Origin of the sequence: Streptomyces sp. NPDC001914 (genome assembly GCF_042891215.1) — a bacterium.
In the GTDB taxonomy this organism is placed as follows: Bacteria; Actinomycetota; Actinomycetes; order Streptomycetales; family Streptomycetaceae; genus Streptomyces.
Genome location: NZ_JBIASW010000005.1, coordinates 379,156 through 405,738, shown reverse-complemented (window position 1 = coordinate 405,738; position 26,583 = coordinate 379,156). Strand labels below are relative to the sequence as shown.

22 protein-coding genes are annotated in these 26,583 nt (G+C 72.6%); 7 read left to right on the top strand and 15 right to left on the bottom strand.

Annotated elements, in window-relative coordinates:
* Positions 1 to 332: 332 nt before the first annotated feature.
* The 3 genes from ACFYYF_RS17365 to ACFYYF_RS17355 all read left to right on the top strand — a co-directional run bounded on the left by ACFYYF_RS17365 (position 333) and on the right by ACFYYF_RS17355 (position 3,443).
* Positions 333 to 1,688: an aspartate aminotransferase family protein gene (locus ACFYYF_RS17365; RefSeq protein ID WP_388776401.1), complete on the top strand. Its 1,356-nt coding sequence runs from the start codon at positions 333 to 335 to the stop codon at positions 1,686 to 1,688.
* Between the two features lie 202 nt (positions 1,689 to 1,890).
* Positions 1,891 to 2,586 (top strand): GntR family transcriptional regulator, encoded by a 696-nt coding sequence (locus tag ACFYYF_RS17360; RefSeq protein WP_365479306.1) that lies wholly within the window; start codon positions 1,891 to 1,893, stop codon positions 2,584 to 2,586.
* 206 nt (positions 2,587 to 2,792) lie between these two features.
* Positions 2,793 to 3,443 carry a hypothetical protein gene (locus tag ACFYYF_RS17355; protein ID WP_361685416.1) on the top strand — a complete coding sequence of 217 codons (651 nt, stop codon included), beginning with the start codon at positions 2,793 to 2,795 and terminating at the stop codon, positions 3,441 to 3,443.
* Positions 3,444 to 3,582: 139 nt separating this feature from the next.
* On the opposite strand, the gene ACFYYF_RS17350 is transcribed toward ACFYYF_RS17355, so the two are convergent.
* Together ACFYYF_RS17350 and ACFYYF_RS17345 are read right to left on the bottom strand one after the other, a co-directional pair.
* Positions 3,583 to 3,873 carry a DUF3303 family protein gene (locus ACFYYF_RS17350; protein WP_361685414.1) on the bottom strand — a complete coding sequence of 97 codons (291 nt, stop codon included), beginning with the start codon at positions 3,871 to 3,873 and terminating at the stop codon, positions 3,583 to 3,585.
* 261 nt (positions 3,874 to 4,134) lie between these two features.
* Positions 4,135 to 5,418 (bottom strand): adenylosuccinate synthase, encoded by a 1,284-nt coding sequence (locus tag ACFYYF_RS17345; RefSeq protein WP_382783795.1) that lies wholly within the window; start codon positions 5,416 to 5,418, stop codon positions 4,135 to 4,137.
* 196 nt (positions 5,419 to 5,614) lie between these two features.
* Here ACFYYF_RS17345 and ACFYYF_RS17340 point away from each other — a divergent pair, with 196 nt between their 5' ends.
* Positions 5,615 to 6,472, top strand: a complete 858-nt coding sequence (locus ACFYYF_RS17340; protein WP_388776395.1) for a diacylglycerol kinase family protein — start codon at positions 5,615 to 5,617, stop codon at positions 6,470 to 6,472.
* Positions 6,473 to 6,867: 395 nt separating this feature from the next.
* Here ACFYYF_RS17340 and ACFYYF_RS17335 read toward each other — a convergent pair whose 3' ends face one another.
* Positions 6,868 to 7,368 carry a GbsR/MarR family transcriptional regulator gene (locus tag ACFYYF_RS17335; RefSeq protein WP_388776393.1) on the bottom strand — a complete coding sequence of 167 codons (501 nt, stop codon included), beginning with the start codon at positions 7,366 to 7,368 and terminating at the stop codon, positions 6,868 to 6,870.
* A gap of 102 nt (positions 7,369 to 7,470) precedes the next feature.
* Here ACFYYF_RS17335 and ACFYYF_RS17330 point away from each other — a divergent pair, with 102 nt between their 5' ends.
* Both ACFYYF_RS17330 and ACFYYF_RS17325 read left to right on the top strand, forming a co-directional pair.
* Positions 7,471 to 8,463, top strand: a complete 993-nt coding sequence (locus ACFYYF_RS17330) for an ATP-binding cassette domain-containing protein (protein WP_388776390.1) — start codon at positions 7,471 to 7,473, stop codon at positions 8,461 to 8,463.
* Positions 8,460 to 10,073 (top strand): ABC transporter permease, encoded by a 1,614-nt coding sequence (locus tag ACFYYF_RS17325; protein WP_388776387.1) that lies wholly within the window; start codon positions 8,460 to 8,462, stop codon positions 10,071 to 10,073. The genes ACFYYF_RS17330 and ACFYYF_RS17325 overlap by 4 nt, the downstream gene beginning before the upstream one ends.
* 255 nt (positions 10,074 to 10,328) lie before the next feature.
* On the opposite strand, the gene ACFYYF_RS17320 is transcribed toward ACFYYF_RS17325, so the two are convergent.
* The 10 genes from ACFYYF_RS17320 to ACFYYF_RS17275 all read right to left on the bottom strand — a co-directional run bounded on the left by ACFYYF_RS17320 (position 10,329) and on the right by ACFYYF_RS17275 (position 22,392).
* On the bottom strand, positions 10,329 to 11,546 hold the full coding sequence (locus ACFYYF_RS17320; RefSeq protein WP_388776384.1) for a cytochrome P450: 1,218 nt from the start codon (positions 11,544 to 11,546) through the stop codon (positions 10,329 to 10,331).
* A 68-nt stretch (positions 11,547 to 11,614) separates the two neighbouring features.
* Positions 11,615 to 12,298 carry a response regulator transcription factor gene (locus ACFYYF_RS17315; RefSeq protein ID WP_361685400.1) on the bottom strand — a complete coding sequence of 228 codons (684 nt, stop codon included), beginning with the start codon at positions 12,296 to 12,298 and terminating at the stop codon, positions 11,615 to 11,617.
* Complete coding sequence (locus ACFYYF_RS17310) at positions 12,295 to 13,656, bottom strand: sensor histidine kinase (RefSeq protein ID WP_388776381.1); 1,362 nt, start codon at positions 13,654 to 13,656, stop codon at positions 12,295 to 12,297. Before ACFYYF_RS17310 ends, ACFYYF_RS17315 begins: the two co-directional genes overlap by 4 nt.
* Positions 13,657 to 13,864: 208 nt before the next feature.
* Positions 13,865 to 14,545, bottom strand: coding sequence for a response regulator transcription factor (locus ACFYYF_RS17305; RefSeq protein ID WP_361685396.1), 681 nt, complete (start codon positions 14,543 to 14,545; stop codon positions 13,865 to 13,867).
* The gene (locus ACFYYF_RS17300; protein WP_388776769.1) at positions 14,542 to 15,894 is read right to left on the bottom strand and encodes a sensor histidine kinase; all 1,353 of its coding nucleotides are present in this window, start codon (positions 15,892 to 15,894) and stop codon (positions 14,542 to 14,544) included. Before ACFYYF_RS17300 ends, ACFYYF_RS17305 begins: the two co-directional genes overlap by 4 nt.
* A 361-nt stretch (positions 15,895 to 16,255) precedes the next feature.
* Positions 16,256 to 17,443, bottom strand: coding sequence for an acyltransferase (locus ACFYYF_RS17295; RefSeq protein ID WP_388776767.1), 1,188 nt, complete (start codon positions 17,441 to 17,443; stop codon positions 16,256 to 16,258).
* A 46-nt stretch (positions 17,444 to 17,489) separates the two neighbouring features.
* Positions 17,490 to 18,431 carry an alpha/beta hydrolase gene (locus ACFYYF_RS17290; protein ID WP_388776378.1) on the bottom strand — a complete coding sequence of 314 codons (942 nt, stop codon included), beginning with the start codon at positions 18,429 to 18,431 and terminating at the stop codon, positions 17,490 to 17,492.
* 457 nt (positions 18,432 to 18,888) lie between these two features.
* Positions 18,889 to 19,869: an alpha/beta hydrolase gene (locus tag ACFYYF_RS17285; protein WP_388776376.1), complete on the bottom strand. Its 981-nt coding sequence runs from the start codon at positions 19,867 to 19,869 to the stop codon at positions 18,889 to 18,891.
* A gap of 473 nt (positions 19,870 to 20,342) precedes the next feature.
* A complete protein-coding gene (kynU, locus tag ACFYYF_RS17280) occupies positions 20,343 to 21,554 on the bottom strand; it encodes a kynureninase (protein ID WP_388776373.1) in 1,212 nt (403 codons plus the stop codon).
* Positions 21,547 to 22,392 (bottom strand): tryptophan 2,3-dioxygenase family protein, encoded by an 846-nt coding sequence (locus tag ACFYYF_RS17275; protein ID WP_361685390.1) that lies wholly within the window; start codon positions 22,390 to 22,392, stop codon positions 21,547 to 21,549. Before ACFYYF_RS17275 ends, kynU begins: the two co-directional genes overlap by 8 nt.
* A 351-nt stretch (positions 22,393 to 22,743) precedes the next feature.
* Between ACFYYF_RS17275 and ACFYYF_RS17270 the strand changes: the two genes are divergently transcribed.
* A complete protein-coding gene (locus tag ACFYYF_RS17270) occupies positions 22,744 to 23,163 on the top strand; it encodes a DUF3151 domain-containing protein (RefSeq protein ID WP_361685388.1) in 420 nt (139 codons plus the stop codon).
* A gap of 500 nt (positions 23,164 to 23,663) precedes the next feature.
* Here the strand turns inward: ACFYYF_RS17270 and ACFYYF_RS17265 are convergent, their stop codons facing one another.
* Together ACFYYF_RS17265 and fbaA are read right to left on the bottom strand one after the other, a co-directional pair.
* Positions 23,664 to 25,286, bottom strand: coding sequence for an MFS transporter (locus tag ACFYYF_RS17265; RefSeq protein ID WP_388776369.1), 1,623 nt, complete (start codon positions 25,284 to 25,286; stop codon positions 23,664 to 23,666).
* 103 nt (positions 25,287 to 25,389) lie between these two features.
* Positions 25,390 to 26,412, bottom strand: a complete 1,023-nt coding sequence (fbaA, locus tag ACFYYF_RS17260) for a class II fructose-bisphosphate aldolase (RefSeq protein WP_361685384.1) — start codon at positions 26,410 to 26,412, stop codon at positions 25,390 to 25,392.
* Between the last annotated feature and the right edge of the window lie 171 nt (positions 26,413 to 26,583).

Sequence of the window (26,583 nt, the reverse complement as noted above, 5' to 3'; positions counted from 1 at the left end):
AACAGACCGAGGATAGTGCGCCGTACGGGAAGCCGGGCGGGGCGGTGTCTACGGTTCCGTCACGACTGGTGCCGTTTGGGTAACAGGGCCCGCCGTTGTCCTTGACGCCCCCCGCCGAGCACCGGCCCCCGAGCGGGCCCCGGGCGTCCGTGCCCGGGGGGCCGCTGCGGGATCCGCCGCGGTCCCGCGCACCCACGGCCGCGACCGCGCCCGGACTCCGTGACGGTGCGGCGCACCTCCCGGCCAAGCCCGACAGTCTGTCGCGGAAAGCCCCCGACCACAGACAGGACGCCGATATCGCGCCCGGTCCGTGGACATTTACGCTTCGCCGCATGACCCCTCAGCCCAACCCCCAGGCCGGCGCCGCCGTGAAGGCCGCGGACCGCGCGCACGTGTTCCACTCCTGGTCCGCGCAGGAGCTCATCGACCCGCTCGCCGTCGCCGGCGCGGAGGGGTCGTACTTCTGGGACTACGAAGGCAAGCGGTATCTGGACTTCACCAGTGGGCTCGTCTTCACCAACATCGGCTACCAGCACCCGAAGGTCGTCGCCGCGATCCAGGAACAGGCCGCGACCCTGTCCACCTTCGCGCCCGCCTTCGCCGTCGAGGCGCGTTCCGAGGCGGCCCGGCTGATCGCCGAGCGGACCCCGGGCGACCTGGACAAGATCTTCTTCACCAACGGCGGCGCGGAGGCCGTCGAGAACGCCACGCGGATGGCCCGGCTGCACACCGGCCGCCCGAAGGTGCTCTCCGCCTACCGCTCGTACCACGGCGCCACCTCCACGGCGATCAACCTCACCGGTGACCCGCGGCGCTGGCCGAACGACATCGGCGCGGCCGGTGTCGTCCACTTCTGGGCGCCGTACCTGTACCGCAGCCCCTTCCACTCCGACAGTGAGAAGCAGGAGTGCGAGCGCGCGCTCCAGCACCTGGAGGACACGATCGCCTTCGAGGGGCCCGGCACCATAGCCGCCGTGATCCTGGAGACGATCCCGGGCACCGCGGGCATCATGACGCCGCCGGCCGGCTACCTCGCCGGAGTGCGCGAGATCTGCGACCGGTACGGGATCGTCTTCGTCCTGGACGAGGTCATGGCCGGGTTCGGCCGCACCGGCAAGTGGTTCGCGGCGGACCACTACGAGGTGACGCCGGACCTGATGACCTTCGCCAAGGGCGTGAACTCCGGCTACGTGCCGCTGGGCGGCGTGGCGATCTCCTCCGCCATCGCCGAGACCTTCGCGCGGCGGCCGTACCCGGGCGGGCTCACCTACTCCGGGCACCCGCTGGCCTGTGCCGCCGCGGTGGCGACGATCAACGTCATGGAGGAGGAGGGGATCGTCGGCCAGGCGGCCACGATCGGCGAGACCGTCCTCGGACCGGGGCTGCGCGCGCTGGCCGAGCGGCACCCGAGCGTCGGCGAGGTGCGCGGCACGGGCGTCTTCTGGGCGCTGGAGCTGGTGAAGGACCGGGAGACGCGGGAGCCGCTGGTCCCGTACAACGCCTCGGGCGAGGCGAACGCGCCGATGGCCGCGTTCGGCGCGGCGGCCAAGGCCCGCGGTCTGTGGCCCTTCATCAACATGAACCGCACGCACGTCGTGCCGCCCTGCAACATCACCGAGGCCGAGGCCAAGGAGGGCCTGGCGGCCCTGGACGAGGCGCTGTCGGTGGCTGACGAGCACACGGTGTGAGGCCCTGAGGTCCCCGGGGGTTCCCGCACGGGGTGCTCAGGGTTCCCGGTCCCGGTGGGGGTCGGTCGTGGCGGTTTCCCGCGCCCCTTCGGGGTGGCGGGGAGTCGGGCGGCCGGCCCCCACGGCGTATGGTGTCCTGCTCGAAGAGATACGCGAGTAGACACGCGCACCGACCCACGCGACGGGGAGTGAGACCACCACCATGGCCGGCACCGGCGGCAGTGGCGCCGTAACACGCAGCACCCTGCGGCAGCAGATCGCGGACGCGCTCCGTGACGAGGTGCTCGGCGGGCGCCTCCGGCCCGGCCAGGAGTTCACGGTGAAGGAGATCGCCGAGCAGTACGGCGTGTCCGCCACCCCGGTCCGCGAGGCCCTGGTCGACCTGTCGGCCCAGGGGCTGCTGGACGCGGACCAGCACCGCGGCTTCCGCGTCCACGAGTACTCAGGCGCCGACTACCGCGGCATGATCGAGGCGCGCAGCCTGATCACGGAGGGCATGTTCCAGAGCCTCGTGGCGAGCGGCATGCCGCAGGCGGACGACCCCCGCGCGCTCGCCGCCCTCGCGGCCGTCCGGCGCCGCGGCGAGGAGGCCCAGCGCGCGGCCGCGGCCGGAGACCTGAACATCCTCATCGGCTACGACCTCCGTTACTGGCGCGAACTCAGCAACCTGTTCGGCAACGCCTACCTCGCCGACTTCCTGCACCGGATGCGGGTCCAGTCATGGGTCTGCACGGTCCAGCACCTGCGCCACGTCTCCGATCTCAAGGGCCACCTGTGGTCCGGCCACACCGAGTTGGTGGACGCCCTCGCGCGCCGCGACGCCGACGGTGCGCGGGCCATCGTGACGGCGTACAACGAGCACGCGCTCACCCTCATCGAACGCCTCGACGCCCCCTGAGACGCGGCCCCGGGGACCGGATCGTCCCGTTCCCGTGTTTGGCGGCGTCCTGTGCGGGTGATCGGGAGGATGGGGGCGCGGCCCCCGGAAAGGGACAACCCCGGCCGCCCGGCGGCCCAGTTGCGCACCGGCCTCTTCACAGGACCGCCACGCGCACTACGCTGCCCTGACCACCCTGCACCCCAAGGAGCAAGAGGAGCCGTCTGTTGGCCTGTGACCTGTGGTTGGTCCCGCTCGTCGACGTGCTGTGCCACACCCCCGACAACCCCTTCGCCGAGGAACTGGCGCTCTACGACAAGGTGCTCGCCGAGGCCGGGCTTCCGCCGGTCCCGGTGTACGCGTACATGCCGGGCCTGTCGGGTGACGTGGCCCCGGTCGCCGGCTTCGACTACGACGCGCTGCACTTCCTGCGCCGCGCCTACCTGCTCCAGATGTGCGGCCTCGCGGTGGCGCCGGTCGACGAACTCGGCGGCGACTACGAGCAGTTGCTGGAGATGTTCGAGACGAACGCCCAGCAGTCCCATCTGGTCTGGCACTACGACCACGCGGGCGCCTACGTCCCGGTGGACTTCCCGCACCCGCTGGCCAACGACGAACTCCTCGCGGGCGGCGGTCCGCTGGGCTCGTCCCAGGTTCTCCTGCGCGAACTCGAGTTCGTGGCACCCTCGATCGGCATCGACCCGGCGAACCCGCCGGCGCCGCCGCAGCCCCCGACCGCCCCGACGGAGCTGGAGGAGCCCGCCGCTCCGGCCCCCTACGACTCCAGCCCCTTCGCCCGTGAGCGGCACGTGTGGCTGGGGCTCCACGCGGCGGCGACCCGGAGCCTCGCCCAGGGCTCGATGATCGTCTTCAGCTAGGCCCTTCCGCCGTCCCGGTGCGGGGCCCTGTAGGGCGCGGGGCCCCGCCACGTGCGGGGCCCGTCCGGCGCGGCCCTGGCCCCGCACCCGGCCCGGCGCCCGGTCCCGCACCACCGGAAGGACGGCATTCGCCCGGCCGTCAGTCGAGCTGGGACAGGCCCTTGTGGAGGTCCTCGGCGTTCATGACGGGAGTGAACTCCACCCGGGCACCGAGCGTCATGAAGAAGGGCTCGGCGATCACCGGCATCTGGCTGCTGTCCTGCATGTCGAAGACCATGTAACAGGTGCGGCTGCCCTCGTGGGCCGTGAAGTAGGCCGATTCGGGCTTCAGCCGGTCCATCGTCTTCTGCATCAGCTTCGGCAGCTCTCCGCTGCGGATGAGCTCGTTGGTCCTGTCCGTGTCCATCGTCGCCTTGAGCATGACGCGCATCGCACTCTCCTTGTCCGTCGGTCGACGCACGCAGAAGCCCCCGGAACGTGCGCTTCGAGACTGTTCCCTGCGCCGTCGGCGCCCTCACCGCGGCGGCCCGGACGTCACTCTCTCCAGTGAGGTCCGGGCCGCCGCGCCCGGCGCCGCGAGGCCGGGACCGGTCTTCTTCCGAGGCCTGCGGATACGCGTGCGCCCCCGGCCGTCGGCCGGGGGCGCACGCGTGGACAAGGCGCTCCCGCTGAGCGCGGGACGACCGCTCCGCTAGATGAACGAGTTGACCTCGATCGTCTCGGTGCGGCCCGGTCCGACGCCGATGGCGGAGATCGGGGCGCCCGACATCTCCTCCAGCGCCTTCACGTAGGCCTGCGCGTTCTTCGGGAGGTCACCGAAGGTCTTCGCCTTGGTGATGTCCTCCGACCAGCCGGGCAGGGTCTCGTAGATCGGCTTCGCGTGGTGGAAGTCGGTCTGGGAGTACGGGAGTTCCTCGACGCGCTTGCCGTCGATCTCGTACGCCACGCAGACCGGGATCTCCTCCCAGCCGGTCAGGACGTCCAGCTTGGTGAGGAAGAAGTCGGTCAGACCGTTCACGCGGGTCGCGTAGCGGGCGATGACCGCGTCGAACCAGCCGCAGCGCCGGTCACGGCCGGTCGTGACACCGCGCTCGCCGCCGATGCGCCGCAGCGCCTCGCCGTCCGCGTCGAAGAGCTCGGTCGGGAACGGACCCGAGCCGACCCGGGTCGTGTACGCCTTGAGGATGCCGATGACCCGGCTGATCTTGGTCGGGCCGACGCCGGCGCCCGTGCAGGCGCCGCCCGCGGTCGGGTTCGACGAGGTCACGAACGGATACGTGCCGTGGTCGATGTCCAGCAGCGTGCCCTGGCCGCCCTCGAAGAGCACGACCTTGTCCTGCTCCAGCGCCTGGTTGAGGATCAGGACGGTGTCCGCGACGTACGGCTTGAGCCGGTCCGCGTAGCTCAGCAGCTCCTCGACGACCTGGCTCGCCTCGATGGCGCGGCGGTTGTAGAGCTTGGTGAGCAGCTGGTTCTTGACCTCGAGGGCCGCCTCGACCTTCTGGGTGAGGATCGACTCGTCGTAGAGGTCCTGGATGCGGATGCCCACGCGGTTGATCTTGTCCGCGTAGGTCGGACCGATGCCGCGTCCGGTGGTGCCGATCTTCCGCTTTCCGAGGAAGCGTTCCGTCACCTTGTCGACAGTGACGTTGTAAGGCGTGATGATGTGAGCGTTTCCGCTGATCAGCAGCTTGGAGGTGTCGACGCCGCGCTCGTTCAGTCCGTTCAGCTCGGAGAACAGGACGGACGGGTCGACGACGACTCCGTTGCCGATCACCGGAGTGCACTCCGGCGTGAGGATTCCGGAAGGGAGGAGGTGGAGGGCGTATTTCTGGTCGCCCACGACTACCGTGTGGCCGGCGTTGTTGCCGCCCTGGTAGCGCACCACGTAGTCCACGGATCCACCGAGCAGATCGGTGGCCTTTCCCTTGCCTTCGTCACCCCACTGAGCACCGAGCAGCACAAGTGCGGGCACAGGCGTACACCCCTTCCGGGCGGGGCATGTCCAAGGTCGGGGACGTACGCGGCCGTGGCTACGGCTGCGCACACCGGCGACCACCATTGGCCGCGACCGTCGGACCGGATGCCCCGGAATAGACGAAGCCCCTGGCGCAAAGGCGCAAGGGGCTCTTGCAGAAAGATGCTACCCGAGGAAGCGAGGCAGGACCGAGGTGGCGGCTTCCGACCAGCTCCTGGTGGTCATCGACCCGGTCGCCCGGCGGACGGACGGCGAGTCCGTCCGGATCGCGAAAGACGTGCTCAGCGCGGGTGCGGCGACGAAGGTGTGCCTCCCGGAAGGGCCCGAGGAATTTGCCCGGGCGCTGATCCGCCGGGGTGCGCGCCGACCCGTCGTCATCGGTGACGACGGTGCCCTGCTGCGCGCGGTGTCCCTGCTGCACCGGCGGCGTGAACTCGCCGCGTGCGCGCTGTCCTTCGTGCCCGTGGGCGGCGCGCTGTCGCTGTCCGGTTCGCTCGGGGTGCCGATGGGGGCGGTCGCGGCGGCGCGGGCGGTCCTCGAAGGGGCCGAACGGCGGCTCGACCTGCTCGTGGACGACAGCGACGGCGTGGTGCTAGGCGCGCTGCGCATCCCCTCGCTGCCCGCCCGGTCCCCGGCCCCGGTGCCCGCGGGAGCGCCCGGGGAGGAGACCGGGGGACATCCGTGGCTGCGCACCTGCCAGTCCCTCGTACGGACCCTCGCCTCCCGGCCGTCCCGGCCGGCCTCCGCGCCCGCGACGGGGCCCTCCCGGCTGCGGATCGAGGTCGACGGGGTGTGCGTGGTGGACCTGGACCAGCCCGTGGAGGCCGTGTCCGTGACACCGGGAGGTTCCGGGACCGGCGCCGAGATCGAGGTCCGCGCGGCGACCGTGGGGGCCGGGTCCTCGCCCCTGCGCCTGCTGGGCCACAAGGTCACCGTCTCGGGCGCCGACTTCCGCTACGGCGCGGACTCGGTGGTGAGCGGCCCGGTCCGGACCCGGACCTGGACGGTCCGGGAGTCGGCCTGGGGGCTGACCCTGCCGACGACGCCCTGAGAGGACGCGCAGCCTTTCGGGGCGTGGGCCCCGGAGGCAGGGGTTGGTGGCCCGGAGCCGCACGGGTCGGTAGCCCCGGGGGCAGAGGTCGGTGGCCCGGGGGGGCAGGGGTCGGTGGCCCCGGTGACGGAAGGGAACGCCGGTCCGCTCCGACGGGAGCGATCGGCACTCCGGCCGAACACGGCCCAACTGCTCCTGTGCCCGTCGTGGCCCAGCTGCTCCTGTGCCCGTCGTGGCCGGGGTTGTCCTGCGTCGGTCACGGTTCGGGGAGGGGCCGCCCCAGTCACGGTCCGGCGTGTCCGACGCCGGTCACGGGCCGGGGGGCCGGCGCGCGGAAACGGCCCGGGTTCACCGGCGCCCGGAAACGGCCGGGCGGGGCGGGGTCGGGTCCGGTGTCAGCCCGCGTCGCCGAACAGGGTCTCGCGGTGGGCGCGCCAGCGTTCCATCATCGCGGCGATCTCACCGTCGATGAACTCGAAGAACGCGAGCGTCTCGGAGAGCCGCCGCCCGGCGGGGGTCGTGGAGCCGAGGGAGTCGACACCGGCACGCAGGGCCAGTTCCCAGCGCTTGAGCACCGCGTCACGGTTGGTCAGCGCCTCGTACCACTGGTTGCTGTGCACGCGGTAGCGCTCGCGCCGCGAGCCGGGTTCGCGCTCGCGCGAGACCATGTGCTGCTGCGCGAGATAGCGCACCGCGCCGGAGACGGCGGCAGGGCTGACCCGGAGCTGTTCGCCGAGTTCGGCGGAGGTCATGGCGCCCGCGTCTGAGGCCAGCAGCGCGGCGAAGACGCGGGCGGGCATCCGCTGCATCCCGGCCTCGACGAGCTGCGCCGCGAAGCCCTCGACGAACTGCGAGACCGCCTCCGGGTCCCGCTCCGCCGTCCTCGGTTCCGCCATCTCCCGATCATCTCCCCTGCTCACGCATCGCGGTCGAGTGTATCCAGGATTTATACGTTTCCTTAACTTCACAAATTTCTGAAAGAAGCGTACGTTCGGGCCATGACGAAGGCAATCAGCGTCGCCGGACTGCACAAGTCGTTCGGGAAGACGCACGCACTGGACGGACTGGACCTGGAGGTCGAGGCCGGTGAAGTGCACGGTTTCCTCGGCCCCAACGGCTCCGGGAAGTCCACCACCATCCGGGTCCTGCTCGGCCTGCTGCGCGCCGACTCGGGCACGGCCCGCATGCTGGACATGGACCCCTGGGCGGACGCGGTCGAACTGCACCGCCGGGTCGCCTACGTCCCCGGCGACGTCACCCTGTGGCGCAACCTCTCCGGCGGCGAGGTCATCGACCTCTACGGGCGGCTGCACGACGGAGGCCGTTCCCGGCGCGGCGGACGGAGCGGCGGGCGGACCGGCGGCCTCGACCCGGCCCGGCGCGCCGACCTGATCGAGCGCTTCGAACTGGACCCCACCAAGAAGGGCCGCACCTACTCGAAGGGCAACCGTCAGAAGGTCGCCCTCGTCGCCGCCTTCGCCTCGGACGTCGACGTGCTCATCCTGGACGAGCCCACCTCGGGCCTCGACCCGCTGATGGAGGAGGTCTTCCAGAAGTGCGTCCGGGAGGAACGCGACCGGGGCCGCACGATCCTGCTGTCCTCGCACATCCTGAGCGAGGTTGAGGAACTCTGCGACCGCGTCAGCATCATCCGCGCGGGCCGGACCGTCGAGAGCGGCTCCCTCGCCGACCTGCGCCACCTCACCCGCACCAGCGTCACCGCCGAACTCACCGGCCCGCCGAACGGACTGGCGGAACTGCCCGGCGTCCACGAACTCGACGTCCAGGACACCGGAATCCGGCACGACGGGGCCGCATGCCGGGTCCGGTTCCAGGTCGACAGCGACCGGCTGAACGCCGTCCTGCGCTCGCTGACCGACTCCGGCGTACGGTCCCTGACCTCGACCCCGCCGACCCTGGAGGAGCTGTTCCTGCGGCACTACCAGGACGACGTCCACACGGACGGACCCGAGAGCGCGGTGGCCCGATGACCGCCACGACCGCGGGCACCTACGCCACACGCGTCGGCGGCTCCCGCCCCCTGGCCGGCACCGGCACCCTGCTGCGCTTCGCGCTGCGCCGCGACCGCGTGATGATGCCGCTGTGGATCGGCGTGACCGCGCTGATGGTGCTGTCCCTGCCGGCGTCGCTGGAGAGCGTCTACAGCACCCCCGCCGAACGGGCCGCCCTGGCCCGGCAGATGCTCGCCAACAACTCCCTGCGCGCCACCTACGGACCGGTGTTCGGCGACTCGCTCGGCGGACTCACCGCCTGGCGCATCGGCGTCTACGCCGGAATCCTCGCCGCCGTCATGAGCCTGGTCGTCGTCGTACGGCACACCCGGGACGAGGAGGAGAGCGGGCGCCAGGAACTTCTCTCCGCCGCGATGGTCGGACGGCGGGCCCCGCTGACCGCCGCCCTGCTCGCGGCGCTCGTCGCCAACGGCGTCCTCGCCCTCCTCGTCACGGCCGGCCTCGCCGGGCAGGGCGCCGCCGGGGCCCTGGCGCTGGGGCTCGCGATCGGCGCGACCGGGATGGTCTTCGCGACCATGGCCGCGATCGTCGCCCAGCTCACGGAGAGCGGGCGGCTCGCCAAGGGGCTGACGGGCGGGCTGATCGGCGCCGCCTTCGTCCTCAGGGCGGCCGGTGACTCCGCGACCGACGACGGCTCGTCGGTGCTGACCTGGCTCTCACCCGTCGGCTGGCTGGAGAACGTCCGCGCCTTCGCGGACGAACGCTGGTGGGTCCTGCTCCTGTTCGCCGCGGCCGTCGCCGCCCAGGGCGCCGCCGCCTACGCGCTCGCCGGACGGCGCGACGTGGGCATGAGCTTCCTGCCCACCCGGCCCGGTCCCACGGCCGGCCGTCTCGGCACCGCCGGGGCGCTGGCCTGGCGGCTGCAGCGCGGCGCGGTGCTCGGCTGGAGCCTCGGCTTCCTCGCGGCGGGCGCCGCGTTCGGCGGCATCACGAAGGGGGCCGCCGACCTGGTCGGCGAGAACGCCAAGACCCGCGAGATCATCGAGCGGATGGGCGGACAGGCCGGGATCACCGACGCGTTCCTCGCCGCCATGGTGAACATGCTGGGCATGGTCGCCGCCCTCTACATCGTCGCCTCCGTGCTGCGGCTGCACGGCGAGGAGACCTCCCAGCGCGCCGAACCCCTGCTCGCCGCCGCCGTCGGCCGGCTCCGCTGGGCCGGCGGACACCTCGTCCTCGCCTTCGGCGGCACGGTCCTGATCATGCTGCTCGGCGGACTCGGTCTCGCCCTCGGCTACGGCGCCGAATCCGGCGCCATCCTCGGCGCCTGTCTCGTCCAGGTCCCGGCGATCTGGACCCTGGGCGGCCTCGCCGTCCTGCTGTACGGCCTCTCGCCCCGGGTCGCCCCGGGCGCTTGGGCCGCGGCGGGCCTCGCCCTCGTGCTCGGCTGGATCGGCCCCGCCCTGAAGATCCCGCAGGCCGTCATGGACCTCTCCCCCTTCGGCCACCTGCCGAAGCTTCCGGGCGGCACCATGACCTGGACACCCGTCCTCGTCCTCACCGCGATCGCGGCGGCCCTGACGGCGGCGGGCCTCGCCTGCCTGCGCCGCCGGGACCTCTCGACCTGAGAAACCCGGCGACGCGACCCGCCGAGTCGGGCGGTCACGCCGCCGGGCCGAAGCGGTGTATGACCGTCCGCCGCCGGGCCTGAGCGGCGTACGCCCGCCCGCCGCCGGGCCGGATCGCCGAACCGGTCGTGCCGCCGGGCGGAAACGGTGAACGGTCTCCCGGCGGAAGCGGGGAGCCGTCCGCCGGGCGGAAGTGGCGGGGCGTCCGCCGGGCGGAAGTGGCGGGCCGTCCGGCGAACGGAGCGGCGGGCCGCGTCAGACCTCCACCGACAAGGCCTCCAGTCCCCGGATCACGAAGTTCGGGCTGCGGACCGGCTCCTCGGCGAGGCTGAGGGTGGGGGCCTTCGTCAGAAGCGCGCTCATGGACGCGGCCAGCTCGATCCGGGCCAGCGGAGCCCCGATGCAGTAGTGGATCCCCGCGCTGAACGAGATGTGCGGGTTCTCCGCCCGGCCGAGGTCCAGCGTGTCCGGGTCCCGGAACACCGCGGCGTCACGGTTCGCGGACCCGAAGAGCATCGCGATCTCCGCCCCCCGCGGCACCGTCGTACCGTCGATCTCGATGTCGTCCAGCACCCAGCGCTCGAACAGCTGGAGCGGGGTGTCGTAACGCATCAGCTCCTCCACCGCCGTGGGGATCAGCGCATGGTCCGCCCGCAGCCTCGCGAGCTGCTCCGGATGCCGGAACAGGGTCCACCAGCCGGTCACGGTCGCGTTGACCGTCGCCTCGTGCCCCGCGTTGAGCAGCAGCACGCAGGTGGAGATCATCTCCTGCTCGGTGAGCCGGTCGCCCTCGTCGTGCGCGGCGATGAGCCCCGAGATCAGATCGTCCCCCGGCTCCTTGCGACGGGCCTCGATCAGCCCCCGCAGGTACTCGGTGAACTCGACCGACGCCCGCACCGCCTTGCGCGCCACGTCCTCCGGGGGATTCAGCTCGTACATCCCGCAGATGTCCGCCGACCAGGGCCGCAGCGGCTCCCGTTCGGACTCCGGGACACCCAGCATCTCCGCGATCACCGACACCGGCAGCGGCTCGGCCACGTCGGCCAGCAGATCCCCGCCGCCGGCCTCCACCAGCCGGTCGACCAGCTCGCCGGCCAGCCGCTCCACGTACGGCTTCAGCCGCTCGACCGTGCGGGGTGTGAACGCCTTCGACACCAGCCGCCGGATCCGCGTGTGGTCCGGGGGCTCCAGATCGAGCATCCCGTGATCGTTGAGCACGTGGAACGGTTCGTGCTCCGGCGGCGCCGTCCGCCCGAAGTCCTCGTGCGTGAACCGGTGCTGATACGTCCGGCCGAGCCGGCGATCCCGCAGCAGGGCCGACACATCCGCGTGGTGCGGCACCAGCCACTGGTTCGTCGGCTCGTAGTAGTGCACCCGGCCCCGCGCGCGCAGTTCCTCGTACGCCGGGTACGGGTCCGCCAGGAACGCCGGATCCCAGGGGTCGAAGGCCCGCGTACTCTCCAAAGCTGCCATGAACGGACGCTAGCCCGGCCCACCCCCCGCTGACCAGGGCCGACCCGGGCCACGGGCACCGGATGCCGTCATCTGGGGGTGACCAGCCGCGCCTCGTACGCGAACACCGCCGCCTGGGTCCGGTCCCGCAGCCCCAGCTTCACGAGGATGCGGCTGACATGGGTCTTGATCGTCGACTCCGCGACGACGAGCCGCTCGGCGATCTCCGCGTTCGACAGACCCTGCGCGATCAGCACCAGCACCTCCGTCTCCCGGTCGGTCAGATCCCCGTAGGAGCCGTGCGCCGACGCCGGCAGTCTCGGCTCCTCCGCGAGCTTGGAGAACTCCGTGATCAGCCGTCTGGTGACCGAGGGGGCGAGCAGCGCCTCCCCGGCCGACACCACCCTGACCCCGTCGGCGAGCTGGCGGGCCGAGGCGTCCTTGAGCAGGAAGCCGGAGGCCCCCGCACGGAGCGCCTGGTACACGTACTCGTCGAGATCGAACGTCGTCAGCACCAGCACCTTCGCGGCACCGTCCGCGGCGACGATCTCCCGGGTCGCGTCGATGCCGTTCATCTCCGGCATGCGGATGTCCATCAGCACGACGTCGGGCTGCAGTTCACGGACCCGGTCCACCGCCTCCCGGCCGTTGACCGCCTCGCCGACCACCTCGATGTCCGGCATCGCGCCGAGCAGTACGGAGAAGCCCTCGCGGACCATCATCTGGTCGTCGGCGATCAGCACGCGGATCGCGCGACCCGTGCCGCCCGTCATCCGTTCTCCTCACCCGACGGCACCGGCAGGAACACCGCCACCTCGTACCCTCCGTCGTCCGTGGCGCCCGTCGTCATCTCGCCGTCCAGCATCGTGACCCGCTCGCGCATGCCCGTGATGCCGTGCCCCGCGCCGTGCGTGGACTTCTCCAGGGTCGTCACCGGCGCGGGGCCGTTGACTATGCGCAGGCCCAGCCCGCCGAGCACGTAGCCGATCTCGACGCGGGCGGAGGCACCCGGCGCGTGCCGCAGGGTGTTGCTCAGGGCCTCCTGGACGATCCGGTACGCCGACAGTTCGACGCCCTGCGGAAGTTCGCGCACCGCGCCGGTGACGACCTTCTCCACGGTCAGGCCCGCCTCCCGCACGTTGGCGAGGAGGCCGTCCAGATCGGCGAGGGTGGGCTGCGGCGCGTCCGGAGCCTCATAGTCCTCGGCTCTGACCACGCCCAGCACCCGGCGCAGCTCGGTGAGCGCCGCCACCGCGTTCTCCCGGATCGTGACGAACGCCTGCTCCAGCTCCGGGGGCGGGTTCTCCACCCGGTAGGGCGCCGCCTCCGCCTGGATGGCGACGACCGACATGTGGTGGGCGACCACGTCGTGCAGCTCGCGGGCGATCGTCGTCCGCTCTTCGAGCAGCGTGCGCCGGGAACGCTCGTGTGCCGTCTCCGACTGGTGGGCCGTCACCTCCTGCTCGGCCTCCTTACGGATGTTCAGGACCGTGACGATCAGGAGGGCGAGAGCCGAGACGAAGAGCAGCGGGAACGTGTTGGCGCTGTAGTAGCCCCCGCCGAAGAACGTCTCGGCCATCAGGCTGTACGCCGCCGTCAGCAGCCACATCCACGCCGCGACGCGGGGCCGCGACCGCAGGGCGACCACCGTCAGCACGATGACATGCGCCAGGAAGCTGCCGGGGGGCCACGGCCAGTCGCTCCAGGCGCCGTCGAACACGGCGACGACCGGGACCGCCGCGATCGAGAGCCAGAAGGCGCCGACCGGGCGGACGAGGGTCGCCAGGACCGGCAGCAGGGCGAGGAACCCGCACAACAGGGCCCCGACCGAACCGCCGCCCGGTCCGCCGGCGGAGGTGTAGCCCGCGGCCATGGCCAGCAGGCCGGCCGCGGCCACCGTCGCGTGCCGGGTCCAGGCGGCGTACCCGCGCAGGGTCGGGGGGAGGCGGCGGGTCACCGGACCGTCCGTGCGCATGCGGGGCAGCGGGCGGTAGGCGAAGGCGTCGTGGAACATGTCCTGCCGCAGGCCGCGCACGGCGTCCGCCGCGAGGCGGTACTCCGGGCTGCGGGGCTTGGCCCCGGCACCGCCGGGGGGCGGGGACGTCGTCTGCGTCTGGGTCGTCTCGGTCACGTTCAGAACGGTAGGCCCGGGCGGGGTGCGGGGTCGTCACCTGCGAGGAGGGTCCTTGGAGGTCCGTCTCAGGTACTACGGGTAGGGCCGGGGGCTCTGGCGGGCGGGGCCGAGGGCTCTGCGGGACGGGGCCGGAGGCTCTGGCGGGCAGGGCCGGGGCTCTGACCAGTAGGGCCCGGCTCTGACCCGTGTAGGGCCGGGGGCCGGGTCAGTAGCCCGTGGGGCGGACCAGGCCCGATTCATAGGCGAAGACGGCCGCCTGGGTGCGGTCACGCAGGCCCAGTTTGACCAGGATGCGGCCGACGTGGGTCTTCACGGTCTGCTCGGCCACCACCAGGCGCTGGGCGATCTCCGCGTTGGAGAGGCCCTGGGCGATGTGGGCCAGGACCTCCGTCTCGCGTTCGGTGAGGTCGCCGACGCGTTGCTTGAGGGGCGTGCGCGGGGTGGTGCCGAGGCGGGAGAACTCGGCGATGAGGCGGCGGGTGATGCCCGGGGCGAGGAGGGCGTCGCCGGCCGCGACGACGCGGACCGCCTCCGCGAGCTGTTCCGCCGAGGCGTCCTTGAGGAGAAAGCCGGACGCGCCGGCGCGCAGCGCCTCGTAGACGTACTCGTCGAGGTCGAAGGTGGTCAGCACCAGGACCTTGATGTGCGGGGTGTCCGTGGTGATGCGGCGGGTCGCCTCGATGCCGCCGAGTTCGGGCATGCGGATGTCCATCAGCACGACGTCCGGGGCGAGTTCGGCGACCTGGCGGACCGCGTCGAGTCCGTCGACCGCCTGACCGATCACCTCGATGCCCGGGTTCGTGTTGAGCAGCACGGTGAACCCCTGGCGGACCATCTGCTGGTCGTCGGCGATCAGTACGCGGATGGTGCCGCTCACGGTCGTCATGGCGTCTCTTCTCCTCGCGGGCCTGTCAGGGGGTCGTCGGTCCGGGCGGCTCCGTCGGCGGGCGCGGTGCCGTTGCCCGGGAGGAAGGCCGCCACCGCGAACCCCCCGCACGACGTCTTCGAGGTCACGAGGGTGCCACCCAGCATCGCCACGCGTTCCCGCATGCCGAGCAGTCCGTGCCCCGCGCCCGGGGAAGGCGGAGCGGGGTACTGGGGCCGCGAGTTGACGACCCTCACCTGAAGTCCCCGCGGGAAGTGCCACAGTTCCACCTTGACCGCGGAACCCGGTGCGTGGCGAAGGGCGTTGCTCAGCGCCTCCTGGATGATCCGGTACGCCGACAGCTCCACGCCGGGGGCGAGCGGGAGCCGTTCGCCCGCGATCTCCGTGGTCACGTCCAGTCCCGCCGCGCGGGTGTTCTCGACCAGGGCGTCCAGACGGCTGAGCGTGGGCTGCGGGGCGTCCGGCGCCACGCCCGCCCCGGCACCGACGCCGTACGGGTCCTCCGGGTTCTCCGAACGCAGCACGCCGAGCACCCGGCGCAGCTCGGTCAGCGCCTCCAGGGCGTTCTGCCGGATGCCCGCCAGGTTCTCCTTCAGCTCCTCGGTCGGATTCTCGACCAGGTGCGGGGCGACCTGTGCCTGGATGGAGATCACCGACATGTGGTGGGCGACCACGTCATGGAGTTCGCGGGCGATGCGGCTGCGCTCCTCCAGGACCGTGCGGCGGGCGCGTTCCTCCTCGGTCAGCGAGGCCTGCTCGACCAGTTGGGTACGGGCCACGCGGCGCCCGTGCAGCGCCGTGCCGAGGACGACGACGGCGGCGAAGGCGATCGCCGCCGACATCCCCGTCGGGTGATAGAGCGGTCCGCCGAGCGGCACGGTCCCCGTCGCGGGGTTGGGTGCATTCCGGGAGGGTCCACCCGACAGACCCTGCAGGGCGTAGGTCGCCAGCGCGGTCAGCGACAGCGCGCCGACGGCGACGCGCGTGGGCGACCGCAGGGCGAGCAGGAAGAGAACGACGGACTGCGCCATGATCGCGGGTGTGCTCCAGGGCCAGTCCGGTCCCGCCGGCGCTCCCGGTCCGTCGATGTTCGCGATCATGCCGACGCGGGCGACGACGGCCGCGACCACGGTGGCGCCCAGCGACAGCCACCAGGCCGGTACGGGGCGCCACAGCGCGAGCGCGACGGCCGCACCCAGCGCGAAGCCGCTGAGGGTGCCCAGCGGGAATCCCAGTCGGTAGCCGTTGCTCAGCTCGTCCATGGCCGCCAGCCCGAGCCCGAGGGCCGTCAGGCACACCAGGACGTGCGGAAGCCGGTTCAGGCGGCGCGGCCGGGACAAGGGCGGCAGCGGCGCGGCCGACGGCGCCGCGAGCTCGGCCAGGACTCCCCGCAGGAACGACAGAAGCAGGGAAGGGGCCTCGGCGAGTGCCCCCCGCAGACGCGCGCCACCGCGAGGACCGCGGCCGAGCGGCGCGGTGCCCGGGGCAGACGCCTGGGCGATGGCAGGGGCGGAGGCCTGGTCTGTGGTGGGATCGGAGGTCTGGGCGGTGGTCGGATCGGAGGCCTGGGGGAAGGACGGATCGGAGGCCTGGGCGGAGGTCACGGACGGGCTGGTGACGGGGTGCCCCGGTCTGGGTGATGGAACGTCAGGGAGGTTGTTCTCCTTGCCGATCGGGGGCCGGTGCTCCTCGCTGGTCACGCCGTCCACCCTAGGCACGGGGCGCCGCCCCGGGTGTGGCCCGGCCGGGACCGCGGTGAACGCGGACGACCCGGGACGGGCGGCCGGTCGGCCGGCGGGGTCCCCGCTCGTGGACGCTGAAGGCGAACCAGCACAGGGTGAGGGCACAGCCGAACACGGGCAGCCAGGCGATCCGCGCGGCCACCCAGACCGGAGAGTCGGGGGTGGTGTGCAGGCCGGGGAGCCGGCCCGCGAGCAGACCGAGGGCGGACACCGCCATCAAGGACGTCTGGTGCCAGAGGAATATCGTCATCGCGGAGAGGTTGGCGAAGGCGATGGCGGCCCAGAGCGCCGGGCGCCGCATCGCCCGGCGCAGCGGCCCGCGCAGCAGCAGGGCGAGCCCGCACTGGGCCAGGCCGAAGGTGACCGCGGCCAGCGTGGGCGGGTCGAGGTTGGAGACCGCGGCCCCCGGTATGCCGACCATGGACGCCGGATATCCGGCCCACAGCACCAGGGCCGCCGTCGCGAGGGCGCCGCCGCCGAACAGCACCCAGCCCGCGCGCGGCCGCTCCAGCTCCGAGCGGGTCCAGGCCGCGCCGAGGGCGTACGGCACCAGCCAGCCCGCCGCGAGGTTCACCCAGCCGAGCCACGCCGGGCCTCCGAAGCCGAATCGGACGATGTCCACATGGAGAACGACGGCGAGCGGCCACAGCGGGTTCAGTCGGGTGAGCAGCGGTGTCGCCGCGGTCAGTCCGGCGAAGACGACCAGGAACCAGAGCGGGGACAGCGCCAGTTTCACCAGGGTGTGCACCGTGCGGAAGTCCGCCCCGGCCAGGAGGAGGCATCCGGTCGCCACCGCCCAGAGCGTCAGCACCGCCGCCACCGGCCTCAGCAGGCGTCCCAGGCGGGCGCGCAGCCACTGTCCGTACGTCGCGCCGCGGGCCCGTGCCGACGCGTGACTCTTCGTCGCGACATGGCCACCCACCAGGAAGAACACGGCGAGTGTCTGGAAGGCCCAGGAGACCGGGGTCAGCCAGGGCATGGACCGCAAGGGGCTCGCGGTGCGCAGCGCGCCGCCGTCCGCGACGAGCGCCGTCACCAGCCAGTGGCCGAGGACCACGCCCAGGATCGCGAGGGCGCGCAGGGCGTCCACGGCGCGGTCCCGCTCCGCGGGGGTGGACCGGTCGATGCGGTGGATCGCGGTCCGTAAGCCGGTCAGCGGGGTCGTGCCGGCCGTGGCTTTCGGTGCGGTCGTACCGGTGAGATCACGCACGGGTCACCTCCGAGGTGTCGCCGAGGACGATGCGGGTGAGGTTGGCCAGGGATTCGGAGCCCGGCGCGAAGTAGTCGCTGTGGCCGGCGTCGCCCGCCCGGAAGACCCGGGCGCCGAAGGACGGGGACACCGGGTCGGTACCGAAGCCGACGGTCGTACCGAAGAGGCCGAGGCTCGTGTGCGGCACGTGCGCCACCCAGTCGGCGGAGCCGCGGGCGGCCCAGACACGGGCGGGGGTGTGCAGCGCGGCGGCCGAGGCGGCGCCGGTGCCCGGACTGCCGAGGACGACGATGTCGCTCACGCCGAGCTCCGGGGCGGCATGGCCGCAGACCACCGTGCCGTACGAGTGGCACAGCAGGGAGACGTGCGCCGACCGGCCGACGACTCCGCGCAGCCGGTCCACGAAGTTCCTCAGTCGCGGAGCCGCGTCCTCGGCACGGGTCGCCGTCAGGACCGTGGTGCTCACGGTGCCCGGCGTCTCGTATCCGAGCCAGGCGACGACGGCACCGCGCGGGCCGAGCCGGTCGTGCAGGGCGAGGGCGCCGGCGCGGAAGCGGCCGTACGTCTCCAGCGTGGTGTCCGAGCCCGGGACCAGGACGGCCACGCGGTCGGCGTGGGCGAGATCGCCGATGACCTCGACGGCCCGGCCCGTACCCCGGCCGTCGAAGGCGAGGAAGTGGCGTGAGGGCGAGGCCATGGCGCGGTCGGCGGCGGCCCGGGTGCGGTCGCCGTGGGCCCTGGCCATCCGCGCCGCCTCGGCGGCGTCCGCCCGGTTCGCCGCGTACACCTGGTCCAGGTTCGACGCCGTCGGCGGTGCGAGGACCGCGGGTGCCGGTGCGGGGACCTCGGGGCGTGCGGCGCCTGACACGGGGACGACGACCGCCGCCACGACTATCACGGCGAGCAGCGCCCGCCGCAGCCGGCCCGCCCGCACGGCCCAGGAGCTCCGGTCCCGCTCCGCCCGCCCCGGGCGCCGGTCACGCGCCGAAGCCCGCACCGGCCGGCGCGAAAGCCGGTCCGGAACCTCCCCGCCCGAACGCCGGTCGCGAACCGTCCGGCCCGAACGCCGGTCGCGAACCGTCCCGCCCGAACGCCGGTCGCGAACCGCCCGGTCCCCAAGCCGGTCCTGAACCGCCCGACGCGAACGCCGGGCGTCCGGCATCCGGCGCAGACGCCGATCCATGATGTCCGTCCCTCCCCGTCCGCCCGGTCGTCGGGCGCCGCTGGAAGGGAAATTACGGATCGTCACCTGTCGTCCGCGTCCCGCTGGGGGACCCATCCGAGAGGTAGCTCTCAGGTATTACGGGTATGACCGGGGTTCACGGGGGAGGGAATCAACTCCCGCGTCCCACAACCCTGTTGGACCATTCCTCACCGCGCTCTCGCAGCGGCTACCAGGCCAGTTGCGCGATCTCCTCCGCCACCACGGCGCAGGCGTCGGCGGCCGGGTCGATCAGGGGGAAGTGGCCGACGTCCTCAAGCAGCGTCAGACCCACCACCTCACCGGCCTTGGCCGCCGCGTCCGCGTACGACTCGGCGACCGCCTGGGGGACGACGATGTCGGTACGCCCCTGGACGAGCGTGGTGGCGATGCCCGTCGGGAGCAGCCGCACCGGGTCGGCGTAAGGCAGGCGCGCCTCGAACAGGGCTTCCCCTCCGAGGAGTTGACGGGAGGCCCCGCCGCACACGTCGAGCTTTTCGGCGACCTCGAAGTCGGCGATCGGGGCGAGGGCGACGACGCCGCGCAGCGGTGCCGGGCGGTCGGTGTGCCAGGGGGCGTCGGCCGGCAGGAGGTGGCGCGCCGCGGCCCACAGCGCCAGGTGTCCGCCCGCCGAGTGGCCGGTGACCACGATGCGCCGGGGGTCGGCCTGCGGGAGTGCCCGGCGTACGAGCGCGGGCAGTGCGTCGAGGGCGGCCGCCACGTCGTCGAAGGTGTCGGGCCAGCGGCCGGCGACCGGGCCCGCGGCGGCGGTTCCGCCCGCCCCGGGGGCGGCCGCGTCGTCCCGCCCGGGGTCCACGGGGCCGCCCTGCGCGGGGATCGCGGGCGCGGCCGGGGCCGCCTCTCCCCGGCGGTACTCGACGTTCGCCACGGCGAAGCCGCGGCGCGTCAGGAAGTCGGCGAAGGGGGTGATGTGGCGACGGTCGTACGGGGCACGCCAGGCGCCGCCGTGCAGCACGACCACGAGAGGGGTGAGGACTTCCGGGTCGGGGTCGCGCGGGGCGTAGAAGTCGATCACCTGGTCGGGGTGGTCGCCGTACGCCAGGGTGACGTCCGGGTCCACGGGCGGGTGCGAGAAGGCCGACGCCTCCTCGGCGGCGTCGCGCGCGATCGCGGCGTCGTCGCCGTCCCGGGGTGCGGCGTCGTCCTGCATGCTCCAACCTCTCAGCGGTGAAACGGAATTGGCGGGCGGGGGAACAATTCGGCCGTTCGCGGGGACGGTATCAGGCCGGTGACGTGGGTCGACAGCGGGCTGTCACTCTCGGTTAAGGGGAACGGTTCTCCTTTCCCTCCTTGTACCCGGCGAATTCCTCTCCCTTGTTCCCTGCGAGTTTCCGTCCTTTGTTCCCGGCAGGCAGGGACCCGCGTACGGGCAGGGGCGGAGGGGATTTCGCCCCCTCCGCCCCTGCCCGTCCCGTACACGGGGCTCCGCCCCGGACCCCGCTCCTCAAACGCCGGAGGGGCTGAATCTTCCCCGCAGCCCGGAACCCGCGGGCAGGCCCCCCGGACCCCGTTCCTCGAACGCCGGAGGGGCTGAATTCTGCCCGCAGCCCGAAACTCAAGGGCAGGGAACTCCCGACCCGTGCCCCCGGGCCGCGAGATCGGAAGCTTGCCCGGCCCGGATCCTCAGGCCAGGACGTCCGCCAGGACATCCGCCAGGACCCTCGCCGCTCGTTCCGCGTCCGTGAAGCCCACGTACAGGGGGGTGAAGCCGAAGCGGAGGATGTCCGGGTGGCGGAAGTCGCCGACCACTCCGTTGTCGATCAGGCGCTTCATCACGGCGCCCGCGTCCGCGCAGCGCAGGGCCACCTGGCTGCCCCGTTCCGCGTGGGCGGAGGGGGTCACGGACTCGACGCGGCCCTCGGGGACGTACGCCGCGACGCATTCGAGGAAGAAGTCGGTCAGGGCGAGCGACTTGGCACGGACGCTGTCGATCGAGACGCCGTCCCACACCTCTAGCGCCGCTTCCAGAGCCAGCATCGAGAGGATGTCCGGCGTGCCGACCCGTCCGCGCAGCGCGCCCGGCGCGGCCTCGTACGACGAACTCATCGCGAACGGCTCGATGTGCGAGTTCCAGCCGGGCAGCGGCGAGTCGAAGCGGTCCTGGAGGTCGGAGCGTATGTAGAGGTACGCGGGCGAACCCGGGCCGCCGTTCAGGTACTTGTAGGTGCAGCCGACCGCCAGGTCCACGCCGTGCTCGTCGAGACCGACCGGCAGGGCGCCCGCGGTGTGGCACAGGTCCCAGACGGCGAGCGCGCCCGCCGCGTGGATCGCGGCGGTGAGGGAGGGCAGGTCGTAGCACCGGCCGGTGCGGTAGTCGACGTGGTTGAGCAGCACCGCGGCCGTGCGGGGGCCGAGCGCCGAGGACAGCTCGTCCGGGTCGACCGGGCGCAGTTCACAGCCCGTCATCCGGGCCGCCGACGCGGCGATGTACCCGTCCGTCGGGAACGTCGTGGCGTCGACGAGGATCTCGTCACGCCCCTCGCCCGCCAGCCGCACCGCGCCCACGAGGGCCTTGAAGACGTTCACGCTCGTCGAGTCGCCGACCACGATCTGTCCGGGCGCCGCGCCGACCAGCGGGGCGATGCGGTCGCCGATCCGCTCGGGCGCGGTCCACCAGCCGCTCTCGTCCCAGGAGCGGATGCGCAGTTCGCCCCACTGCCTGCGGACGACGTCCTCGACCCGGCCGGGGACCTCTGCCGGCAGCGCGCCGAGCGAGTTGCCGTCCAGGTACACCACGTCGTCGAGCACGAACCGCTTGCGCAGTCCGGCGAGTTCGTCGGCGGCGTCCAGGTCCGCCGCCCGCGCGGACAGGTCGGACAGGGCTCGCTCAGACATAGGACCTCGCCGTCCACAGCTCGGGGAACACGTTCTTCTGCGCGCGCTTCTCCAGCCAGGCCACTCCGGCGCTGCCGCCGGTGCCGGTCTTCGAGCCCATCGCCCGCCGGGTCGCGACGAGGTGGTCGTTGCGCCAGCGCCACACCAGTTCGGCGACATCGGTCAGGGCCTCGCCGAGGCGGGCCAGCTCGTCGGTGTCGTCGCCGGAGTACAGGGCCGTCCACGCGGCCTGCACCTCGGGCACGGGCTCGTAGCGCAGCGACACGTCACGCTCCAGCACCGAGGCCGGGATCGCGTGGCCGCGCCGCGCGAGGAGCCGCAGCACCTCGTCGTACAGGCTCGGCTCGTGCAGCGCCTTCTCCAGCTCGGCGTACACCCGCGGCGCGCCCCGGTGCGGGACGAGCATCGACGCGGACTTCTCGCCGAGCAGGAACTCCATGCGCCGGTACATCGCCGACTGGAAGCCGGAGCCCTCGCCGAGGGCCGAGCGGTAGGAGTTGAACTGCGCGGGCGTGAGCTGTCCGAGCGGACGCCAGGACGCGTTGAGCGCCTCCAGCTCCCGTACGGACCGCTTCAGCGCGGCCACCGCGACGGGGACGTCGTCGGCGCGCAGCGCCTTGGCCGCGGTCTCCCACTCGTGGACGATGACCGTGAACCACAGCTCCATGACCTGGGTCGTGACCAGGAAGACCATCTCTCCGGGGTCGTCGGAGAGAGTGTGCTGGAGGTGGGTGAGCACGTCCGCCTGTACGTAGTCCTCGTACGGCGTCGTGCCCTGGAAGTCGAGATGCGGGGTCTCGGGCTCCTGAGCCTGCGTGGGCTGAGCCTGGTGGGACATCGCTGTCTCCTGTTGTGCTCCGGGTAGCGGTCCGCCCCTGCCGTTACCGACACGGGGGCCCCGGTCCCCACCGGGCATCCTCCACAATCGTCCCCCGAAACCGCAAGGTCCGCCCGGTCACACCGGACGGACCCCCCGCCGGGCCCCGCCCACCAGCCGTGACCTGCACGGTCACCGGCTCCGGACGGTCGCCGGCGGGCACGCGGTGTTCGACGGCTCGATCGCCGAGGCATCCGTGCGGCCGGGCCATACCGGGACAGATCGAAAGGGCGCTGCCTCACCCGTTGTTGGCGGGAAAGCTCCGTCCGGTCGTGAACGCGGGTGCCCTGGCACAGGTGGCAGACTTCAACCATGACCACTCACACGAACCTGCTCGGCGGCCCGGAGCCGACCTACCTCCCGGAGAACGAGGAGGCCTACCGTCTGCTGGGCGAGGAGTCCCGGCCTCCGGCCGAGGTCGCGGCGAAGTACCCGACGTTCTCGCTCGCCTGGGCCATGCTGGCCGACGACGCCTTCGAGGCGGGGCGTGTGATCGAGTCGTACGCGTATGCGCGCACCGGCTACCACCGCGGTCTGGACGCGCTGCGCCGCGCCGGGTGGAAGGGCCACGGCCCGGTCCCGTGGAGCCACCGCGCCAACCGCGGTTTCCTGCGCTGCCTCGCCGCTCTCGCCCGCGCCGCCGGCGAGATCGAGGAGAAGGACGAGGCGGAGCGGTGCCGGCAGTTCCTCAAGGACAGCAGCGCCGAGGCGTACGCCGAGCTGAAGCCGTAGCCGACCGGCCGCACCGGGAAGGCCTGGAGCCCGGGGTCTCGGCCCCGAGGTCCCCTCAAGGCCGCGGCTCCGGGACGTGCGCCGAGCTGAGGCCCTGGTCTCGGCCGCGCCGCACCCGAAGACCTGGACCCCAGGGACTCCCGGCCCCAAGGACCCTTCAGGACGACAGCGCCAAGGCTGTGTGCGCCGAGCTGGAGCCCCGGTCTCGGCCGGGCCGCACCGGAAACCAGGAACCCGGGCGCCCGGCTACGAGGGACCTTCAGGGCAGCAGCGCCACGGCGTGCCCCAGCTGAAGCCCTGGGCTGAGCCGGGCCACACCCGAAGACCTGGACCCCGGGACCCCGGCTCCGAGGGACCTTCAGGGCAGCAGCGCCACGGCGTGCCCCAGCTGGAGCCCTGGGCTGAGCCGGGCCACACCCGAAGACCTGGACCCCGGGACCCCGGCTCCGAGGGACCTTCAGGGCAGCAGCGCCACGGCGTACGCCCAGCTGGAGCCCTGGTCAGCCGGTCGTGCCGGAAGGGCTGGAGCCCCGGGGGCCCTCGGTTCCGAGGGTGCCCCGGGAGCGCTCCGGCTCCAGCGGGGGTGCCGTCAGGGAACCATGGCTGCGGCACTCGGGGCGCAGGCAGCCCGGCGGCGGGCGTCGTACGGTCGTGAAGGCCAGCACCGCGCCGACGACCAGCACACCCGCGCACAGCGGCATCGCCCGGCGGAACGCCGCGTCGAAGGCGTCCGCCGAGCGGTACGCCTCCGGTCCCATGCCGGTGAGCAGCGGCAGCGCGGCCACCGCGACGAGCCCGGCCGCGCGGGCGGCCGCGTTGTTGATCCCGCTGGCCAGCCCCGCCCGCCCGGTGTCCACCGAGGCCAGGACGGTCGCGGTCAGCGGCGCCACCAGGGTCACCATGCCCAGGCCCATCACCAGCAGCGCGGGCAGCACGTCGGCCACGTACGACGCGCCCTGGCCGACGCGCAGCATCAGCAGCATGCCCGCCGCGCACAGCAGCGGCCCCACCGTCAGCGGGATGCGCGGGCCGATGCGCTGGGAGAGCTCGCCGGAGCGGGCGGAGAAGAGCAGCATCAGGGCCGTGGTCGGCAGCAGTGCCGTGCCGGCCTGGAGCGCCGAGTAGCCCGCCACGACCTGGAGCTGGAGCGCGGTCAGGAAGAAGAAGCCGCCGAACGCCGCGTAGACGCACAGGGTCACCAGGTTGACGGCCGCGAACTGGCGCGAGGCGAAGATGTCGAGCGGCATCATCGGATCGGGTCGCCGCCGTTCGACGTACACGAAGGCCACCCCCGCCGCCACGCCCGCGACCGCCGTCACCGGCACCAGCACGGAACCGTTCGGGGCCTCGATCAGGGCATACGTGACCAGGGCGAGCGAGAGCGCTCCGAGAACGGCGCCGAGGACGTCGAAGCGGCGGGGAGCGGGCCCTCTCCCCCTCTCGGCCCCGCCCGCGCCCGCGGGACCGCCGGCGGACTCCGTCGCGCGGGCGGTGTCCCCGGTGGACTCGGGCACGTGGCGCAGGGCGACCGGGACGCACACCAGCGCGACGGGGATGTTCAGCAGGAACACCCAGCGCCAGCCCGGCCCGTCCACCAGCCAGCCGCCCAGGAACGGCCCGACGGCCGCCCCGACACCCCCGAAGCCCGACCACAGGCCGATGGCACGGGACCGGTCGTCCGGATGGAAGGAGGCCTGGATGATGGCCAGCGAACCGGGGGTGAGCAGCGCGCCTCCGACGCCCTGGAGGACACGGGCCGCGATGAGCACGCCCACGTTCGGCGCGAGCCCGCACAGCAGCGAGGCGGCGGCGAACCACACCACGCCGAGGACGAAGATCCTCCGGCGTCCGAACCGGTCCCCGAGCGAACCGCCCAGCAGGATCAGCCCGGCCAGCGACAGCATGTAGCCGTTCACGGTCCACTGGAGGGCGGCGAGGCTCGCGTCCAGGTCACGGCCGATGGTGGGCAGGGCGACGTTGACGACGGTCGAGTCCAGCAGGGCCATGCTGGACCCGAGGACGGTGGTCAGCAGGACCCATTTCCCCGTCGGAGAGGCGATCCGCACCGCGGGTCTGCCGTCCGCGGGTCTGCCGTCCGATGCGTCGCGCGCAGGCACAGCCATACCTCGGAGCATACGGAAGGGCCCGGCACCTTGGCAGGTGCCGGGCCCTTCCCGGGGGACGGCCGTCCGGTGGTCGTACGACCGCCGGACGGCCCCCGGTCGACTACTTGAGGCGGGTGCCCGTGGAGCGCAGGGCGGCGCAGGCCTCGGTCACACGCTGGGCCATGCCGGCCTCGGCGAGCTTGCCCCAGGTGCGCGGGTCGTACTTCGACTTCGTGCCGACCTCGCCGTCGACCTTCAGGACACCGTCGTAGTTGCGGAACATGTGGTCCACGACCGGACGGGTGAAGGCGTACTGGGTGTCGGTGTCGAGGTTCATCTTCACGACGCCGTTCTCCAGCGCGGTGGCGATCTCCTCGGCGGTGGAGCCGGAGCCGCCGTGGAAGACGAAGTCGAACGGGCTCGCCTTGCCGTACTTGGCGGCCACGCCCTCCTGGAGGTCCTTCAGGAGCTCGGGGCGCAGGACGACGTTGCCCGGCTTGTACACGCCGTGCACGTTGCCGAAGGAGGCGGCGAGCAGGTAGCGGCCCTTGTCACCGAGGCCCAGGGCCTCGGCGGTGCGCAGCGCGTCCTCGACCGTCGTGTACAGCTCGTCGTTGATCTCGTGGCTGACGCCGTCCTCCTCGCCGCCGGTCGGGGTGATCTCGACCTCGAGGATGATCTTCGCGGCGACGGCCTTGGCGAGCAGCTCCTGGCCGATGGCCAGGTTGTCGGCGAGGGTCTCGGCGGAGCCGTCCCACATGTGGGACTGGAACAGCGGGTTCTCGCCCTTGGCGACGCGCGCGGCGGAGATGTCGAGCAGCGGACGTACGTAGCCGTCCAGCTTGTCCTTGGGACAGTGGTCCGTGTGCAGCGCGACCGTGATGTCGTACTTCGCGGCCACGATGTGAGCGAACTCGGCGAGCGCGACGGCGCCCGTCACCATGTCCTTGTTGTGCTGGCCGCCCAGGAACTCCGCACCACCGGTGGAGATCTGGATGATGCCGTCGCTCTCGGCCTCCGCGAAGCCGCGCAGCGCAGCGTGCAGGGTCTGGGACGAGGTCACGTTGATGGCCGGGTAGGCGAACTTGCCTGCCTTCGCCCGGTCGAGCATCTCGTTGTAGACCTCGGGGGTTGCGATGGGCATCTGTCCGCTCCTTGTATGTGCGGGTCTGCGTACTGCTGCTGCGGTACGACGGGACTGGTGCTTATGGCCCTGACCTAGGGGGGCGACGTCATCGTCGGCCCCATCTTTCCAGACGTCGCCGGTGAGATAGGACACCCCGTCCGACATACGGGACCCGGCCGTCGGCCGGGT